The organism is Streptomyces sp. NBC_00080 (assembly GCF_045041255.1).
GTDB classification, from domain to species: Bacteria; Actinomycetota; Actinomycetes; order Streptomycetales; family Streptomycetaceae; genus Streptomyces; species Streptomyces coriariae.
Window position 1 is genome coordinate 8,539,013 of the sequence record NZ_CP108235.1, and the last position, 16,364, is coordinate 8,555,376.

At 68.2% G+C, this 16,364-nt stretch carries 12 protein-coding genes and 2 pseudogenes; 7 read left to right on the forward strand and 7 right to left on the reverse strand.

Going from position 1 to position 16,364, the window contains the following annotated elements; translation table 11 throughout:
- Positions 1-45: 45 nt before the first annotated feature.
- The 4 genes and pseudogenes from OHU34_RS38170 to OHU34_RS38185 form a co-directional block, all read left to right on the forward strand.
- Positions 46-453 carry a helix-turn-helix transcriptional regulator gene (locus tag OHU34_RS38170; RefSeq protein ID WP_142268825.1) on the forward strand — a complete coding sequence of 136 codons (408 nt, stop codon included), beginning with the start codon at positions 46-48 and terminating at the stop codon, positions 451-453.
- 195 nt (positions 454-648) lie between these two features.
- Positions 649-1,179, forward strand: a complete 531-nt coding sequence (locus tag OHU34_RS38175; protein ID WP_142268824.1) for a hypothetical protein — start codon at positions 649-651, stop codon at positions 1,177-1,179.
- 139 nt (positions 1,180-1,318) lie between these two features.
- Complete coding sequence (locus tag OHU34_RS38180; protein ID WP_142268823.1) at positions 1,319-2,413, forward strand: GNAT family N-acetyltransferase; 1,095 nt, start codon at positions 1,319-1,321, stop codon at positions 2,411-2,413.
- Positions 2,414-2,540: 127 nt separating this feature from the next.
- Positions 2,541-2,912: pseudogene (locus tag OHU34_RS38185) on the forward strand (tellurite resistance TerB family protein); the annotation flags it as partial.
- A gap of 85 nt (positions 2,913-2,997) precedes the next feature.
- Here OHU34_RS38185 and OHU34_RS38190 read toward each other — a convergent pair.
- Together OHU34_RS38190 and OHU34_RS38195 are read right to left on the reverse strand one after the other, a co-directional pair.
- Positions 2,998-3,930 carry a M56 family metallopeptidase gene (locus OHU34_RS38190; protein WP_230197040.1) on the reverse strand — a complete coding sequence of 311 codons (933 nt, stop codon included), beginning with the start codon at positions 3,928-3,930 and terminating at the stop codon, positions 2,998-3,000.
- A gap of 6 nt (positions 3,931-3,936) precedes the next feature.
- Complete coding sequence (locus tag OHU34_RS38195) at positions 3,937-4,323, reverse strand: BlaI/MecI/CopY family transcriptional regulator (RefSeq protein ID WP_405772500.1); 387 nt, start codon at positions 4,321-4,323, stop codon at positions 3,937-3,939.
- 166 nt (positions 4,324-4,489) lie between these two features.
- Between OHU34_RS38195 and OHU34_RS38200 the strand changes: the two genes are divergently transcribed.
- The 3 genes from OHU34_RS38200 (at position 4,490) to OHU34_RS38210 (ending at position 6,121) form a co-directional block, all read left to right on the forward strand.
- Positions 4,490-5,065 carry a TerD family protein gene (locus OHU34_RS38200; RefSeq protein ID WP_405770704.1) on the forward strand — a complete coding sequence of 192 codons (576 nt, stop codon included), beginning with the start codon at positions 4,490-4,492 and terminating at the stop codon, positions 5,063-5,065.
- A 14-nt stretch (positions 5,066-5,079) separates the two neighbouring features.
- Entirely contained in the window at positions 5,080-5,709 is a 630-nt protein-coding gene (locus OHU34_RS38205) for a hypothetical protein (protein ID WP_405770706.1), read from the forward strand.
- Between the two features lie 181 nt (positions 5,710-5,890).
- Complete coding sequence (locus OHU34_RS38210) at positions 5,891-6,121, forward strand: hypothetical protein (RefSeq protein ID WP_405770709.1); 231 nt, start codon at positions 5,891-5,893, stop codon at positions 6,119-6,121.
- 15 nt (positions 6,122-6,136) lie between these two features.
- On the opposite strand, the pseudogene OHU34_RS38215 reads toward OHU34_RS38210, so the two are convergent.
- From OHU34_RS38215 to OHU34_RS38235, 5 genes and pseudogenes are all read right to left on the reverse strand, one after another.
- A pseudogene (locus tag OHU34_RS38215) lies at positions 6,137-7,418 on the reverse strand (LCP family protein); the annotation flags it as partial.
- Between the two features lie 126 nt (positions 7,419-7,544).
- Positions 7,545-8,672, reverse strand: a complete 1,128-nt coding sequence (locus OHU34_RS38220) for a transposase (RefSeq protein ID WP_405770712.1) — start codon at positions 8,670-8,672, stop codon at positions 7,545-7,547.
- Positions 8,673-9,476: 804 nt separating this feature from the next.
- Positions 9,477-12,413 (reverse strand): discoidin domain-containing protein, encoded by a 2,937-nt coding sequence (locus OHU34_RS38225; RefSeq protein WP_405770714.1) that lies wholly within the window; start codon positions 12,411-12,413, stop codon positions 9,477-9,479.
- A gap of 92 nt (positions 12,414-12,505) precedes the next feature.
- Positions 12,506-13,978: a glycoside hydrolase family 32 protein gene (locus tag OHU34_RS38230; RefSeq protein WP_405770717.1), complete on the reverse strand. Its 1,473-nt coding sequence runs from the start codon at positions 13,976-13,978 to the stop codon at positions 12,506-12,508.
- Positions 13,979-14,101: 123 nt separating this feature from the next.
- Positions 14,102-16,318 carry a glycoside hydrolase family 3 N-terminal domain-containing protein gene (locus tag OHU34_RS38235; RefSeq protein ID WP_405772501.1) on the reverse strand — a complete coding sequence of 739 codons (2,217 nt, stop codon included), beginning with the start codon at positions 16,316-16,318 and terminating at the stop codon, positions 14,102-14,104.
- Positions 16,319-16,364 lie beyond the last annotated feature (46 nt).

Sequence of the window (16,364 nt, forward strand, 5' to 3'; positions counted from 1 at the left end):
ACAACGATTCATGTGTTCATGCGTTGCGGTCCGTAGGATGAGCGCATGGGTCATGGAGCCGACACCGACACCGCCACTGCGCGCGACCGACTCGACAGGGTCGGAGCGGCGGAGGTTGCCGCCGCTCTCCAAGCGCTGGCGACGCCGTCCCGTCTGCGTATTCTGGCCCGCCTCCAGGAAGGGCCCTGCCCCGCCACGGAGCTGGCCGACGCGGCGGGCATGGAGCAGTCGGCCTGCTCCCACCAGCTGCGCCTGCTGCGCAACCTCGGCCTGGTCACGGGTGAACGCCGGGGCCGCTCCGTGATCTACGCCCTCTACGACAACCACGTCGCCGAACTGCTCGACCAGGCTCTCTACCACGTCGAGCACCTTCGTCTCGGCCTCGCTGACACCCCGACCGTCGAGGCCGTCGTGGGGCTCGCGGACCGGTCGGCGCCGACCGAGGCCCGCTGAGTCCGCGGTTACCGCTCTCGTGCCGGTTCACCCGCAGACGTGACAGGTCGCGCGAACGTTCGCACAAACGGTTTCCCCGTTCCGGACTTCGCGGCCGCACATCTCGCCGACCATGGACGAGACATGACCGTGCACCCGCTTGCTCTCGCCCGGCCTTGCCCTCGGCATGCTGACGGCAAGGCCGCGACAGGAGCGTTGCCGGCCATCGGCCTGGCCGCGACGGCGACCGCCCTGGCCGCCGCCGGCTACCACTTGGTCTTCGCGCGCACCGCCTCTTTCACCGCATGCCTGGTGGTGGCGCTGGCCTTCTTCGTGAGTGCCCTGCTGCGGTTGCGCGCCGCCGGATCCGGCGCCCTGCTGCCCGACCTCGGTGCCATGGTTCTGGCACAGGCTGCGGCCTGCTGCTGGTTCTCCTTCGCCGCCTCCGACCCCAGCCCCGCCGGAGGGGCCTTCCACGGAGCCTCGGGCGGCGCGGTCCATCTGGCGATGACTCTGGTCACCGTGTGCGCGCTGCGTACCGTGGCACGCTCCCGGTTCCGGCTCTCGGTCATGGTGCAGGCGGGACTTCGCAGCCTCTTCCGCCGTCTGCGCGCCCTGCTGTTCGCACGAACGTCCACGGTCCCGGCCGTGGACCCGAGCCGGTTCTCCGGAGCACGTGCCGACGACGAGGAGTGCGTCTCCGAGGTACTGCTCACCGGCGCGACCGGCCGCCGAGGCCCTCCCTAGCACCCTGACGGACCGTCGCGGTTCCGCGTACTCGACGCGTCGCCGAACTCCTCGGCGCCCCACGGTCCGACCGTCGCGCACCTCATGCGGCCCAGCGGGATCACCTGCCATGCCGCGAAACCAGGACTCAGGGACCTCCATGACGACTCCACGCATCGACATCGTGCCCGCCGGCGAACTCACGCCGAGCGACCTCGACATCTGGAACGAACTGCGACGCGCCACGACCACCGCTCCTGCCAACCCCTTCATGAGCGCCGAGTTCACCCAGGCCGTCGGCCGGGTGCGCCGCGACGCCCGAGTGGCGGTGCTGCGCCGCAAGCGCCGGCCCGTCGGCTACTTCCCCTACCAGCAGGGCCGGTGGGGCCACGGCCGCGCGGTCGGTCTGGGGGTTTCCGACTGTCAGGGCGCCGTCCTGCACCCCGACGACACGCATCTCGACCCGCACCACCTCCTGCGTGCCTGCTCACTGAACGCCTGGGAGTTCAACCACCTCGAAAGCGGCCAGGACCTCTTCCTGCCGTACGCGACGGGCCGGTTCGCGTCTCCCGTCGTCGACCTCACGCACGGTTTCGATGCGTACGAAGCCCACCTGCGCGCCCACTCGCGAAGTCTCCTGAAATCGACCCTGGCTCAGGAGCGCCGTGTGGCACGGCACCTCGGTCCCCTGCGCTTCGTTCACGACGAGCGCCACCCGGCGGCCCTTCGGACCCTCGTCGACTGGAAGTCCGCCCACTACCGCCGCACCGGCCGCCGTGACCCGTTCGACCAGTCGTGGATCGCCAACCTCGTGCACCTGCTCGCCGACACGACGTCACCGGACTGCTCGGGCATTCTCTCGGTGCTCTACGCCGCAGACCGCCCGGTCGCCGCCCACTTCGGCCTGCGCTCGCGCACGGTCCTCTCCTGCTGGTTCCCCTCCTACGATCGAACCGTCGCCACCTTCTCGCCCGGCCGGATCCTCTATCTGCGCATGATCGAAGCCGCCGCGGCGTCCGGTGTCCGGCTGGTCGACTTCGGCAGGGGCGAGGCCGCCTACAAGGACTCCTTCAAGACGGGTGACCTCATGGTCCACGAAGGAGCGCTGCGTACGTCCGGCCCGGGCGCTGCCCTGCACTGGCTCCGCCGCGAACCGCTCCGGGCGGCCCACCGGCTGGTGCGCGAGCACCCCGCGCTGAAAAGCGCGGCGGTACGCACTCTCAGGGCCGTCGGCACGGTCCGGGGTTCGGCGTAGCAACCGATCACCAGGGAACGGGACGGCTGTTTCGTACGTTGGTTCGGGTGGCGGGCGCCCGGCGTCGTTGCGGCGGAGGCGATCGCTGATACCTTCTACATTGCTGTAGATGTAGGAAGTGGGGCGCGCGTTCCGCGACGCGAGCATGGCGATGTGCGCGCTCGTTGCGGCCGCCGACGGGAAGATCGACCCGTCCGAACGGCAGCGTGTGGCGCAGCTGATCGCCTCCAACGAGGTGCTGCAGAACTTCGACGCCACGGATCTCCAGCGGCGCTTCGACGAGAACCTGAACAAGCTGACCACCGATTTCGACTTCGGCAAGGTGAGCGTCCTCCAGGAGATCGCGAAGGCGAAGAAGAAGCCGGCCGAGGCGCGCGCGGTGATCCAGATCGGCATCGTGATCGGCGGCGCCGACGGCGACTTCGACAAGACCGAGCAGGCCGTCGTACGGGAGGCGTGCTTCACCCTCGACCTGCCGCCGCACGAGTTCGACCTGTAGTCCGAAAGCGCTGAGCAGGACGTGGTTGTGGCCGACCGGGAACGCATCCCGGTCGGCCGCAAACATGTGGCCCCTGCCGTGATGGCTACAACGGCGTCGCGGCGTGCAGGAGGAGCAGCAGGGTCACTGCGGAGTTCGCCGAGAACATGGCGGACAGTACGGAACCCGCCGCGGCACTCCAGAGCGCGAGGCCCGCGGTGGTGAAGAGCGGTGGCCAGGTGCGCGTGGTGAGTGGCGGGGCCAGCAGGGCCGCGACCCGGCGGGGGAGCGGTCCGGGCGCCGCGAGGGCGGCGAGTGTCGGCGCCGGCGTACCGCGTGAGACGAGGGCTGCCTTGCCGATCGCGCGGGCGACGGTCTTGCGGCTGCCGACGCTCTGCGCGGCTTCCTCGTCGGCCCAGCGTTCCGTGACGTAGGAGACGGCTGTCCGCAGTGGCAGGAGGAAGGGGTTCGCGCGCGCGGCCAGTTGGACGATCAGCAGCTGGCGGTGATGGCGAGCGGTGAGATGGGCTCGCTCGTGGGCGAAGAGGGCCCGACGCTCGCGCGAGTTCAGGCAGCCGAGCATGGCGGTGGACACCACGATCCGGTCGCGGGGGCCGCCGGGCAGGGCGTAGGCATACGGCTCGGTGGCCGGGAGGACGGCGACCGTGGTGTCGCGCAGCCCGACGAGCGCCGCGTGGGCCCGACTCCGTACCCGATAATGCCGCCACAGCAGCCGGGTGCAACTCAGGACCACTGCCAAGAGCGCGGGGATCGCGGCCTTTCCGGCGATCTCGTCATGCGGGACGCTTGCGCGCACTTCGGGGTCCGACCAGCCGTCCGGCAGCGGGTTGCCCGGTAGCTGGGCGGTGCCGACCACCATCAGCAGGCCCAGGCAGAGCGTGCTGCACAAGGCCATGACAGCGGCCACGACACTCAACAGGGTGGTGGCGGTGCGCGGATGAAGGTGCAGGGTGGCCAGGCGGGCGGTCGGCCATGCCGTCAACGGCAGTACGAGCGGGAGGAAGACGAAAACACCCACGAGATGTCAGTCCGCCGATTCGTCGGTCGCCTGCTCCATGAGGTCGCGCAGCAACTGCTCGTCGTCCTCCCGCAGGGTGGTCAGGAAGCTGGCCAGCACCGCGCGGCGGTCCCGTTCGCCGTTCAGGACCTTGTACATCTTCAGTGCGGCGAGGCCCGCCTCGTCCGCGGCGGGCGACCATACGAACGAGCGTCCCTCCCGTCTGCGCGTCACGGCCTGCTTCTCCAGCAGACGTACCAGGACGGTCATGACGGTCGTGTACGCGAGTTCGGCGTCCACGTGCTCCTGCACCCAGGCCGCGGTCACCGGGGTGTCGGCCGTGTGCAGCGCCGTGAGCACCTGTGTCTCGAGTTCGCCCTGCGCACGGCGCTGAGGGCGGAAATCCGGATCCATCACGCTGCGTCTCCCTCCTGCGGCCGTGGGTCGCGGTCGTCACATCGTATAGAGCGGGCATGGGCCCGGTTACCCAGCTGCCACCCTCGAATTCTACAGTGATGTAGATTCTGGCTCGGGTCCGTGCCGTGGAGTCGGACCGTCGGAATGCGTGGAGGGATGAGGCATGGGTGTTTCCCTGTCCAAGGGCGGAAACGTTTCGCTGAGCAAGGAGGCGCCGGGCCTGACCGCCGTCCTGGTCGGTCTCGGCTGGGACGTGCGCACCACCACCGGAGCCGACTTCGACCTCGATGCCTCCGCACTGCTCCTCGACGCGTCGGGCAAGGTCGCCTCCGACCAGTACTTCGTCTTCTACAACAACCTGAAGAGCCCTGACGGTTCGGTCGAGCACACCGGTGACAACCTCACCGGCGAGGGAGAGGGCGACGACGAGTCGATCAAGGTGAATCTGGCCGGCGTGCCCGCCGAGGTCGACCGAATCGTCTTCCCGGTGTCCATCCATGACGCCGAGAACCGCGGCCAGAGCTTCGGCCAGGTCCGCAACGCCTTCATTCGCGTCGTCAACCAGGCAGGTGGAGCCGAACTCGCCCGCTACGACCTGTCCGAGGACGCTTCGACCGAGACCGCGATGGTCTTCGGGGAGCTGTACCGCAACGGCGCCGAGTGGAAGTTCCGTGCCGTCGGTCAGGGGTACGCCTCCGGACTCACCGGTATCGCCTCCGACTTCGGGGTCAACGTCTGAGCCGCGGAGAAGGCGTGATCGGTGGACCCGCTCTCCGTCCGCAGGACCGAGTCGACTTCGAGACGGTGCTGGACATGGCGCTGGCTCTCACCGATGTCCGCGCCGGACTCCGTGACGATCTCGACCGGAACTCCACGACCCGGCTGCGTGCCCAGGCTCTGGGAGCGGCCGAGGAGATAGCGGCGGCCGCCGGTGCCGAGTACCGCGCCTATTGCGCCGTGCGCACGGCGGTCGGGCGTCGGGCGTCCGCGCCGGACGGGCGTTTCCCTGCGCCCGACGGCGCCGTGTGGCCCGTACTCGCGGTTCTGGTCCCTGCCGTGTCCGCCGTCGCCGCGGCGGCACTTCTCCTCATCGGGTACGGGCTACGTCTCGTCGGGCAGGGCGAGGGGTTCGCCGCGTCGGTTGTCACGGCGGGGTGGATGCTGGCTCTCGTAGCGGCCGTCACCACGGCCGCAGGCCTCTGGGCGCTGCTGCGCACGGCCCTGCGCGGACGTGACGAGCCCGGCACGGCGTCCCCTGGCGCCCGAGGCTCCGCGAACGGAGCGGATGTGGAGCGGGCCCGGGAGCGATGGCGGGAGGCCCTGCTGGAGCGGGGTGTGCTGCCCTATCTGCGCCTTCATCTGCCGGAACCGCTCGCCCCGTAGAGCGTCCGCCGAGGCGGGAGGCGGGAGGCGGGAGGCGGGAGGCGGGAGGCGGGAGGCGGGAGGCGGGAGGCGGGAGGCGGGACGCGGGAGGCGGGAGGCGGGACGCGGGAGGCGGCCGTCGCCGCACGTCTGTGGCGGCGACGACGGACGTGGGGGATCAGTTCCTGGAGTTGCCGAACAGATGCTCCTGCTGCGGGGCGGTCGCCGACGCGCCGAGGGCCGGCCGCCCGGCCCGGTGAGCTGGGCAGCCGGCGCACTCACCGCTGTCGGGCTGCTGCTGCCGCTCTCCCCGGTCGGCTCGCTGCTGGGCCTCACACCGCTGCCGGCCCTCTACTACCTTCTGCTGGCCGCCGTCCTCGCGCTCTACACCACCGGGTTGATGGCCGTCCGGGCTCGTCAAGGACAGCGCTGATTTCTGACGTCCGATTCAGCCGCCCGAGCCGTACGACAGGTCGGAGCACAGGTCGTCGTCCGCCGAACGTGCGTCGTCCGCGACAGAGGTCCGGACGGCGGTCGGGGTGGCCGAGGCGGAGGGGCCGTCGTCCTCGGTGTAGGACGCGCCCAGGACGACGTTGATGCCGGAGCCGGTGATGGACCGGAGTTCGGCGTCGGGGAAGAGCCGGGCGACCGTCGGCCTGGGCCTTCAGGCCCGACCGGTACTCGACGACCGTGGTGGTGTGGTCCTGGCTGTCGGCGTTCGCGGTGCCGGTGACCGTGAAGCCGTGCCGAGTCAGCTTGGTGGCGGCGGTGGAGGCCAGGCCGCCGGTGGTGGTGGTGCCGTTGTAGACGGTTACGGCGATGCCTTCGCCCGAGATGCTCTCTGCGGCGCTCGGTGACGCGGAGGCGGCGGCCGTGGCCGTGCTCTTCGTGCCGCCGGCGTCCTTGCCGTCGATGGTGCGGTCCGCCTTGAGCGCCGCCCACAGCGCGGAGGCGTCCGGCTCGACGATCGCGACGCGTGAACCGTCGTAGCGCCAGGGAATGGTGACGAACTTGGTGTTGTGCAGGTCGATGTTCTTCAGCGACATCGCGAAGGAGATCAGCTTGTTGGCCGTGCCGAGGCCGGGGTCGACGGTCATCGAGTTCGTCGCCGCCTCGGCGAGGGGCAGCAGCTTGGTCGGGGTGAGCCCGTCGCTCTTGACCGTCTTGATCAGGCTGCCGACGAACGCCTGCTGACGTTTGATGCGCCCTATGTCGGAGCCGTCGCCTATCCCGTGCCGGATCCGGACGTAGTCGAGGGCCTCCTGCCCGGAGACCGTCTGCTCGCCCTTCTTGAACAGCAGCTTGCCCTTGGTGGCGCGGTTGGGGTTGAGATCGCCCTGGTAGATGTCGTTCGGCAGGCACACCCTCACGCCGCCGACCACCTCGGTCAGCGAGGCGAAGACCTTGAAGTCGACGACGACGGTGTGATCGACGCGCAGGCCGGTCAGCTTCTCCACGGTGTTCTGGGTGCAGGCGGGGTTGCCCTCGGCGGTCTCGCCGACGGAGTAGGCCGCGTTGAACTGCGTGTCCGTCCGCGTCTTCGTCCAGGAGTCGTCCGGGAGTTTGCAGGGTGGGATCGTGACGAGTGTGTCGCGGGGGACGGAGACCGCGATGGCGTTCTTGTGGTCGGCGTAGACGTGCAGAAGGAACGCCGTGTCCGACCGGCCGATGTCGTCCGACTCGCCCCCGCCCAGCGCGCTGTTGCTGTCCGTGCGCGCGTCCGAGCCGATATCGGTAAGTCCTGCTATCAGAACCTGCGGAATGCTCGGCGTCAGTGTGCCTTCCCGTGCGGCAAACCAGTCAGCTTGTTCTTTATGGTCTGAGTCGGTTTCGCTCGGTGATGCTCTCGGGTCGTTTCACGGTCTTGCCCACGTCGTAGCGGGTGGCGGGCCGCTGGTTCTTCGAACCAAGTGGCCTTCCAGGTTCAGGAGTTGAGATTTTCGGTGCACGGGCCGGACAGTGCAGGTGCGGGCGGAGGTTCCGAAACCCCCGGCGGACACGGGCCGGGGTGAGCCGGCCAAGCTCGGCGGGCTTCTCCCACGGCCGCCGCAAGTCGACGCGGCCTCGCGCAGAAGACGGATCTGGGTGTGAGCGGCGATGATCAGCCAGGTCCAGCGCCCGCCGGCCTCGGGAGTTCGCAGCTTCGGGCGGGTCCACCCGAGAGTCTGCTTCATCAGCCTGAATAGGTGCTCGATGTCGAACCTCCTCAGGAACGCCTGCCAGCGCACGTCGACGTCCTCGCTGTTCAGGCCGGTGGCGGACGACCAGAGCCAGAGCGGGAGCGGGTCGCCTCCGCCAGGCAGGCGGTCGACCTGGAGGCGGATCAGCGTGCCTTCGATGATGGGGAGTTCGCCGGTGTGGTCGATCCAAGCGGAGCGGGTGGTCAGACGGGGGTGGATGCGGTCCCAGGCCATCGCGCGGGCGGTGCCGTACCGGTCGGTGACCTGCGTCGTGGTTGCGTCCGGTGGCGGTGACCTCGGCGACGTCGTCCTCGGGCCCGAGACGGACAGCGTCCAGCAGCTGGCACCAGGACGTCCGCCCGATTCGAGGGCGGCGACAAAGGAGTACGGCCAGCCGGGGATGAACTGGTCCGAGGACCGTCCGCTGCGGCCGTAAACGTGGCAGAACAGGCGGTCCGCGCTGGTCGGCGCGTCGGGGCGAAGCCAGTTGCTGACGTCGACCGCCAGGACCAGGCGCCCGTCGGCGGCCCGCGGCATCGGCAGCCCGGCCAGCACCTGCCGCAGCCGGGGCACGTCCACGTTTCCGTGGTTCAACGCCTCGTACATCGCGCCGTGCCCACGCCGGTGCTCGGCCACCAGCGTCAGGTCCACCAGCGAGGTCACCGGCCCATCCGCACACAGCAGCGCGTCGGCCAGCTCGAACAGCTCGTCCCCGCGGGCGGTCAGGCAGTCGAAGAAGTCGTCCCGGAGGCGTGACGCTTCGGCGAACGCTTCCCCCGGGACATCGAGGTGCGGCAGGCTCATCCCCACGGCCTTCGTTCTGGTTCGGCGCATTCCTTGGTCGGAGCACAGAATCGGACGGAGGCCGCCCACACGTCTGATGAACTTCCGCGTGGGGGAGCCAGTTCGACGGACATTCGACACTACGGAGCTCGGGAGCTCAGGCAACCCGCTTGAGGCCGTGGCTGACGGGAGCGGTAGTGAACGGGACGTGGTGGCTCACACAGGGCGACACCCGGATCGGCGAGCTACGGCAGTACGCAATTGATCAGCCAGCGTTCCTCTGCCACTTCATCCCGGGGCCCGGATGGGAAGAGGTCCGTGCGCTGTTCGAGAGCTGGGCGGACCTGCACGGCCCGGACCCCGACGGCTCTCGCACAGCGCAGGCCATCAAGCCCATCATGGACCTCGGACTAACGCTGGTTCCGGAAGACGAAGGTCGACCCATGGCGCTCTTCAAAGAGTGCATCGTCCGTATCGACGGTCACACCGCCCGGGTGCGCTGCTGGCCTCAACGAAGCCTCCGACCATAAAGAACAAGGTCAGAGTCTGCTGCTGAAGCCGACATGCCAAAGGCCCGTGTCCGAACCGCGGTCTTAATGCCCTGTGATGGCGTCATGGTGGTGCGACGGTTCAGCTGTGCAGGCCCCAGGCGCTTACGGTCTCCGCGACCGTCCTGGTAGCGGTCGCGTGGGGGTCACGACGGCGACGGCCTGATCGGAGGGCCCTGCGGGAACAAGGACATCAGCACTCCCTGTTCCCGCCGGCAAGATGCACTCTCTCTGCGACGGGGGCAAGGCCAACGTCGCCCTACATGAAAGCCCGGGGTCAGTTGTAGACGTTGAATTCTGCGACTGACCACCAGCTACGCGCAACATTTCCGGTATTGACGACCTTGATGTAGCGGGCTTTCTGCGTCGGGAAGGAGATCAGGTGGACTCGTTGGCCGTCCGCTACGGACGTGACCTTGGTCCAGTCGGTTCCATCCGTGGACACGTGTACGTCTGCGCTCCGCGCATAGTCGCTTACGCTGGCGCCGACATCGAGCACGATCTTGTCGAAGGTCTGTGTCTGCCCCATGTCCACTTGGATCCAGAGTCCGTCGTACTGCCTTGTTCCGGAGCTGTACCGGGTGTCGGAATTACCGTCCAGCATGTTTCCGGGCGCATCCCACTGGCTTGCGTCCGAAGCCTTTGCGGTCCAGCCTGCCCGGGGCAGTGCAGGACCTAGATCGATGACGTCGAACGACGATCGTCCTGCGTCTGCTCCGCTGGTTCCCTTCATGGAAACCGTGACCTTCCCCGCTGGAAGCCCCTTCGGAACGTAGGCGCTGATGCTCGTGTCCGACCAGGTGTCTATTTCGGCATAGCTTGATCCGAAATAAACCGTGCCCAGCCCCTGTGCATCGCCGAAACCAGAGCCGCGAATCGTGAACTTGGAGCGCGGCATGCCTTGGCCCGGCTTCAGATCGCTGAAGGTCGGCGATGGGAAGCTCGACAGCTTCTTGGTAGTGAACATCGCCGAGGTGCCGCCCGGCAGCGTATACGTGTACGAGCCGTCGGTGGATATCTTGAAGCTCTTGCTGTCGGCGGTCCCGTTGAATACAGCGGTGACCTGCTCCCCTTCCTTGCTGGTCCAGTTCTTCAGCTGGAGGCCGTTCGATGCCGCTGCCGGAGCTGTGATCGAGCCGGTTCCACGCGCAGACCCGTACACCTCGATGTCGCCGATGGACCACCAGAAACCGGATGCCGCAGTACTGACGATGCGAATGTGCTGTGCCGTACAGGTCGGCAACGTGACGGCTATCTTGCCAATGCCTCCACTGCCGCTCGCAATCGCGCTGCCCCAATCGGCACCGTCGTTCGAAACGTAGATCTGATACTTGGTGACGTAGTCGAACGAGTTGTTCACGCCGGTGTCGAGGACGATTCTATTGAAGCTCGTAGGGCTCCCCAGGTCGATCTGGAACCAGTCGCCGCTCGTGGGCCCGTGCCCGAGATTCCACCGCGTGTCGATGTCGCCGTCGATCGCGTTCGCGGCCACACCCCAGTCCGGCTGCGCCGAAGCCGTGGCGGTCCACTTGCTGCGGCTCAGTGCCCTTCCTGTCGTCTGGACGGAAGCTCCGATCGGCAGGGAGTACGTGACCAGCTTGTTTCCGGTGCGGATGGAGTTCTGGTAGGGCAGCAGTGCCGGGTCGTACGTGACGGTGACCGGGCCGGATGCCGACTTGAAGGTGAAGTCGTGTGTCGGGTCCGAGACCTTGGTCGCTGCGGGGGTACGGCCGCTCTGCGCAGGTCCGGAGTACGTGAAGGTGACGGCGTCGCCGGCGTTCAGGGTGTAGTCGAACGAGTGCGTCCCGTCCGCGACGCTGAAGGTTTTGGCCGCGCTTCCCGTGTTGTGCGCGATCAGGACCTTCGATCCGTCCGGGTTCTGGAACGCAACGTTCTCTATGCTGCCTTCCCCGAAGGTGTTCGAGTAGATCCGGCGTGCTCCGGGCCTGACGAACCTGCTGGCGTGAGCGAGGGCGTGGTAGTCCACGTTGTAGGTCACCCGCCCGTCGGCCGGGTCGATCGTGAGCAGGCCCCGCAGCATGGGTATACCGGCGGTGTCACTGTTGAGCGGGCCCCGATCGGGGTCGAGTGCGATGTTCCACAGCATCACCCCGTTCGCCCAGTTGCGCGTGCCGTTGATGATCCAGGTACCCAGCGCTTCGCTGAACGCCGTCTGGTCGCTGTCCTGCCAAACGCCTCCGGTGGCTTCCGTGATGAAGGTTTCCTTGCTCGGGTAGTCGTTGTGGACCACTGACTGGTACTTCGGGTTGCCGCTGTAGATGTGCCATCCGGTTCCCGCGGTGTACTTGGAGGCTGCGGGATCGCTGAAGATCGTCTCCGGATACGAGGGCACGTCCCAGTTGTGGTCCCAAGCCAGGATCTTCGTGGAGATTCCGTTGGCTTCGAACGCCTTGCCGATCTCCTGGATCAACTCGGCTTCCTGGTACGCGGACAGGAACATTCCGGGCCAGGTGGGAGTACCCATGGGTTCGTTCTGCGGGGAAATGTAGGAGATGGGCACGCCGGCTTCGCCACAGGCCTGTATGAACTTGACGAAGTAGTTGGCCAGCGCGGAGGTGTACTCGCTCTTGAGGGTGCCGCCGATCATAGAGTCGGAGGTCTTCATCCAGCCTGGCGGGCTCCACGGGTTGGCCATGATCTTGATGGACGGGTTGAGTGAGAGGGCCTGCCGCAAGGCCGGAATGATGTACGGCACATCGTGCTGGATGGAGAAGTTGGACAGCGTCGGGTCCGATTGGCCGGCGGGCATGTCGTTGTAGGAGTAGTTCCCGGACGCGTTGAAATCCGTGGCGCCCATCGGGGAGCGGAGCAGGCTGAGGCCGATTCCCTTCGAGGGATCGAACAGCTTCTTCATCAGCTTGGTCCGCTCGACGGTGGACAGCTTGTCTATGAGCCAGGCGGAGGAGTCGGTCATGGCCGCACCGAAGCCTTGGACCTTCTGGTACTTGACGCTGCCGTCGATCTTGATCGTGAGCGGGTTGGCCGTTCTCTTCGCCTTGAACAGCACATCGTCCTGGCCGGCGACCCACTTGTCGGCCGATACGTCCGTCAGCCACACACGGACGGAATGGCCACGTGCGGCCTGCTTCAGTTGCGGGGCGGCGATGGCGCTCCCGGAAACCGAGGTCCAGGCGGCGGCGACACCAACAGCGGTGGCCAGGAACTGGCGTCGTCCGAGACCGTATGAACTCATGGAAGATCCTCCTTCGGACCTGCTTGGTCAGCACTTGGGAGAGAGGGTGGGACACATCGCCGAGGTGGGGGATCGACCGGTAGGAGTCGGTGCTACGGCGACGTCGGCGCCGGCTCTGCGGTGCCGGTGCTCGGCTCCTTGATCACGAGCGGGTGCAGCTCCCACGCGTCGACCGCGAAGCCGAGGCGCGTACCCGGTGCGCTGCGGGCCTCAAGTCGCCACGGGCCTTGCCCTGTGGGATAGCAGCGCAGGGTGAGGACCTGGCCGGTGGTGATCAGGAAGATTTCGACGATGGAGTGGTCGACGACCACGCGCAGGTCGACCGGCTGACCAGAGGGGCAGGGCATCCGGTAGGAGCCGCCGCGGGCCCGGCTGTCCAGTGAGGCGTGGTCGCGGTCGACGACCAGTTCGCCCGCATCGGTATCGACGCGGATGTCGAGGTACTCCAAGCCGTCCAGGGTGGTGAGCAGCCGCAGACCGGCGTTTCCGCTCGGCTCCAGACGGGCCGTCAGGTCGAAAGCGCGGCCCACGCTGCCGAGGTCCACCGGCTGCGGGCCGTGCGTCGCGCCTTCGGCGTGGATGGTGTGCTCGCCGCGCAGGGCGAGCAGTTCGGTGACGGGCTGCTGGCGCAGCGTACCGTCGCCGTCGACATGGATCTCGCGGGGCAGGGTGAGGACCCCGGCCCATCCGTCCGCGACGGCCCAGGCTTCGTCGCGGGCTTCCCACGACCAGCCCCACAGCAGCCACCGATCGCCCGGTGCCCGCAGCAGGGCGGGCGCGTAGCAATCGGGGCCGTGGTCGGCGAGTACCGCTGGGCCGGCCTCGAAGTGGCCGGCATGCTCTTCGCCGATCAGGGCCGCGACCCTCTGCGGACCGGTGGGTTCGGTCCAGGTACTGAAGAGGAGGGCGCCGGGTCCGTCGGCTGCCGGGAGGTATTGGGGGCATTCCCAGCCCTCGCCGGTGAACAGGTCGGTACCACCGATGGGCTCCGGACGGCGGGCCGCGAAGGGCCCCCGGTAGGTCCAGTTCTCCAGGTCGGGTGAGTCGTAGAGAAGGGCGGCGGCGCGGCCGTCCGCGAGGGCGGCGCCGACCAGCATCCGCCAGCCTTCGCCGTCCTGCCAGACGTACGGGTCGCGGTACATGGTGCAGCCCTCGGGCAGCTCGGGGATGAGCAGTTCGCCGCACGGGCTGAAGCTGTTGCCGCCGTCGTGGGATACGGCGCAAGTGACCGGTTGGTGCTGGAACGAGCGGTCCTCGCGGTGCGCGGAGTAGAAAGCGACGAGACGGTCGCCGTCGGAGACGGCGTTGCCGGAGAAGCAGCCGTCGGCGTCCACGCCATCGGGGTTCGGGGACAGGGCGATCGGCAGCGGCTCCCAGGTCAGCAGGTCGGGGCTGCGGAAGTGGCCCCAGTGCATGTTCGCGTGGGTCGCTCCGGACGGGTTGTACTGGTAGCACACGTGGTAGTGGCCGTCGTGGAAGACCAGCCCGTTGGGGTCGTTGATCCAGTTGCGGGGCGGGCGCAGGTGCGCCACGGGGCGGTGCGGATCGCGGGGTGTGGTGGACACACGCGTGCCTTTCGGTGTCTCAGATGGAACCCGCCCCGCCGGCCCTCGATTTGGCGGGGCGGCAGGCTGGCGGGGCGGGGGTCTTCGAGCCCGTATGCGGGCTACAGGTCCAGATACGGGGGTTCAGGTCCCGATGCGGAATCCCGCGCTCAGCTGCTGCTCCCGCCGTGAGCTGGGGCCGACGCGGAGCATGAACTCACCCGGTTCGACCACTCGGCGGTTGTCCGCGGTGACGAGTGAGCAGTGAGTGGCCGGGATATTGATGGTGGCGTCCAGGCTTTCGCCGGCAGGGACCTCTACCTGGGTGAAACCCTTCAGCTCCTGCTCGGCCCAGGTGACGCTGGTGGTCAGGTCGCTGACGTATGCCTGGACCGTTTCCAGGGCCGGACGGCTTCCGCTGTTGGTCAGTCGTACCGTCGCGTCGACGGTGCCGTCGGAAGGGACGTCCGGGTCGTGCACGACGAGGTCGGAGTAGGTGACGGTGGTGTAGGTGAGGCCCTCGCCGAACGCGAACAGGGGGTCCTGGGTGAGGTCCGCGTAGCGGCTCCCGTGCTGGCCTCGCACCTGGTTGTAGAAGACCGGTTGCTGACCGACGTGGCGTGCGAAGGACAGCGGGAGCCGGCCGCTGGGTTCGATGAGTCCGAGGAGGAGTTCGGCGATGGCGCGGCCACCGCGCATGCCCGGGTTGAACGCCTCGATGAGGGCTGCCGCGTTCAGTGCCGACTCTGGAAGCGTGCTCGGCTTGGACTGGGCGAGTACGACGATCATGGGTGTGCCGGTGGCGGCGACCGCGTCCAGCAAGGCGATCTGTCCTCCTTGGAGGTCGAGCGTGGCCGTCGAGCGCACCTCGCCGGTGAGGGCGATGGTGTCTCCCACGACCACGACGGCGTAGTCGGCAGTCTGCGCGGCGGCGGTGGCCTCTCGAAGCTGTGCCTGGTCGACCGGGGCGGGGGTGAAAGCGTCCGGCTGTGGCTGGCCGTCGGGCCCGAGGGACCATCCGGGGTCGGCGGTGGGGCTTGCTATGTCGGCTCCGCGGGCGTGCGTGATGGTCCAGCCGGCGGGTGCGACGGCGCGAAGGCCGTCGAGCACCGTCTCCACCATCTCGCGGGGATGGCCTTCGGGCATCCACGGGACCTGGCCGGTGGCGCCTGCCCAGTCGCCGAGCATGGCTTCCGGGCTGTCGGCGTTGGGGCCGATGACCGCGATCGTCCGCAGTGCGCCCTGGCTCGCGGCGCGGCCGGTTCCGTCCGAGGTCAGCCCGCCTTCGAGGGGCAGGATCCCCTCGTTGCGCAGCAGCACCAGGGAGCGCCGGGCGGTCTCGAGGTTGAGGTCTGCGTGGGTGCGGCAGCCGATCACCTGCGCCTGCCGCTCGGGGTCGGGGGCGCGGGGGTCCTCGAAGAGCCCGAGCTCGAACTTCAGCCGCAGAACCCGCCGTACCGCGTCGTCGATCTGTTTCTCGTCGACCAAGCCGCGGGCGACCGCCTCCTGCGCGCCCTCGAAGAACTGCGGCGTGGCCATGATGAGGTCGTTGCCGGCGTTGACGGCGACCGCCGCCGCCTCGGCGTAGTCGGCGCAGGTCCGCTGGTCGTAGACCATCCGGCCGACGTTGTCCCAGTCGGTCACCAGCGTCCCGGTGAAGCCCCACTCGCCCTTGAGCACATCGTTGATCAGCCACTGATTCGCGGTGATGGGCACCCCGTCGATCGACTGGTAACCGAGCATGAAGCCGCGGCAGCCGGCCCGCACCGCCTGCTCGAACGGGGGCAGGAACCATGAGCGCAGCTTGCGTGGGCTGAGCTCGGCTTCGCTCGCGTCGCGGCCGCCCAGGGTTTCGGAGTAGCCCGCAAAGTGCTTGGCGTATGCCAGCACGGCTGTCGGGTCGCTGAGGCCCTCGCCCTGGTAGCCGCGCACCATTGCCGCGCCGAGTTCGCCGATCAGGAAGGGGTCCTCGCCGAACGTCTCGTTGATCCGACCCCAGCGCAGGTCCCGGGTGATACACAGGACCGGGGAGAAGGTCCCGTGGATTCCGGTCGTCGCGATTTCGGTCGCGGACGCGCGGGCCACCCGGTGGAGCAGAGTGGGGTCCCAGGTGCAGGCCATGGCCAGCTGTGTCGGGAAGATGGTCGCGCCGGGCCAGAACGAGTGGCCGTGGATGGCGTCGTCGGCTGTCAGCAGCGGAATGCCGAGCCGTGTCCGCCGGGCCATTTTCATGGCCTCGGGCATCCGTTCGGGAGTCACATGCAGAACGGACCCGGCCAGCTTGGCCGACAGGATGTCCACCAGGTCCCCGTGTTGTGCGTCGAGCATCAGCAACTGCCCGACCTTCTCCGGCAGGGTCATCCGGGACAGCAAGTCCTCGGTTCTCGATTCCACGGCCGCTTCCGGA

Coding starts and splice junctions, on each gene's coding strand:
- OHU34_RS38170 (WP_142268825.1), top strand. CDS start 46: ATGGGTCATGGAGCCGACACCGACACCGCCACTGCGCGCGACCGACTC.
- OHU34_RS38180 (WP_142268823.1), top strand. CDS start 1,319: ATGACGACTCCACGCATCGACATCGTGCCCGCCGGCGAACTCACGCCG.
- OHU34_RS38195 (WP_405772500.1), bottom strand. CDS start 4,323: ATGGATCCGGATTTCCGCCCTCAGCGCCGTGCGCAGGGCGAACTCGAG.
- OHU34_RS38200 (WP_405770704.1), top strand. CDS start 4,490: ATGGGTGTTTCCCTGTCCAAGGGCGGAAACGTTTCGCTGAGCAAGGAG.
- OHU34_RS38210 (WP_405770709.1), top strand. CDS start 5,891: ATGCTCCTGCTGCGGGGCGGTCGCCGACGCGCCGAGGGCCGGCCGCCC.
- OHU34_RS38220 (WP_405770712.1), bottom strand. CDS start 8,672: ATGAGCCTGCCGCACCTCGATGTCCCGGGGGAAGCGTTCGCCGAAGCG.
- OHU34_RS38225 (WP_405770714.1), bottom strand. CDS start 12,413: ATGAGTTCATACGGTCTCGGACGACGCCAGTTCCTGGCCACCGCTGTT.
- OHU34_RS38235 (WP_405772501.1), bottom strand. CDS start 16,318: ATGACCCTGCCGGAGAAGGTCGGGCAGTTGCTGATGCTCGACGCACAA.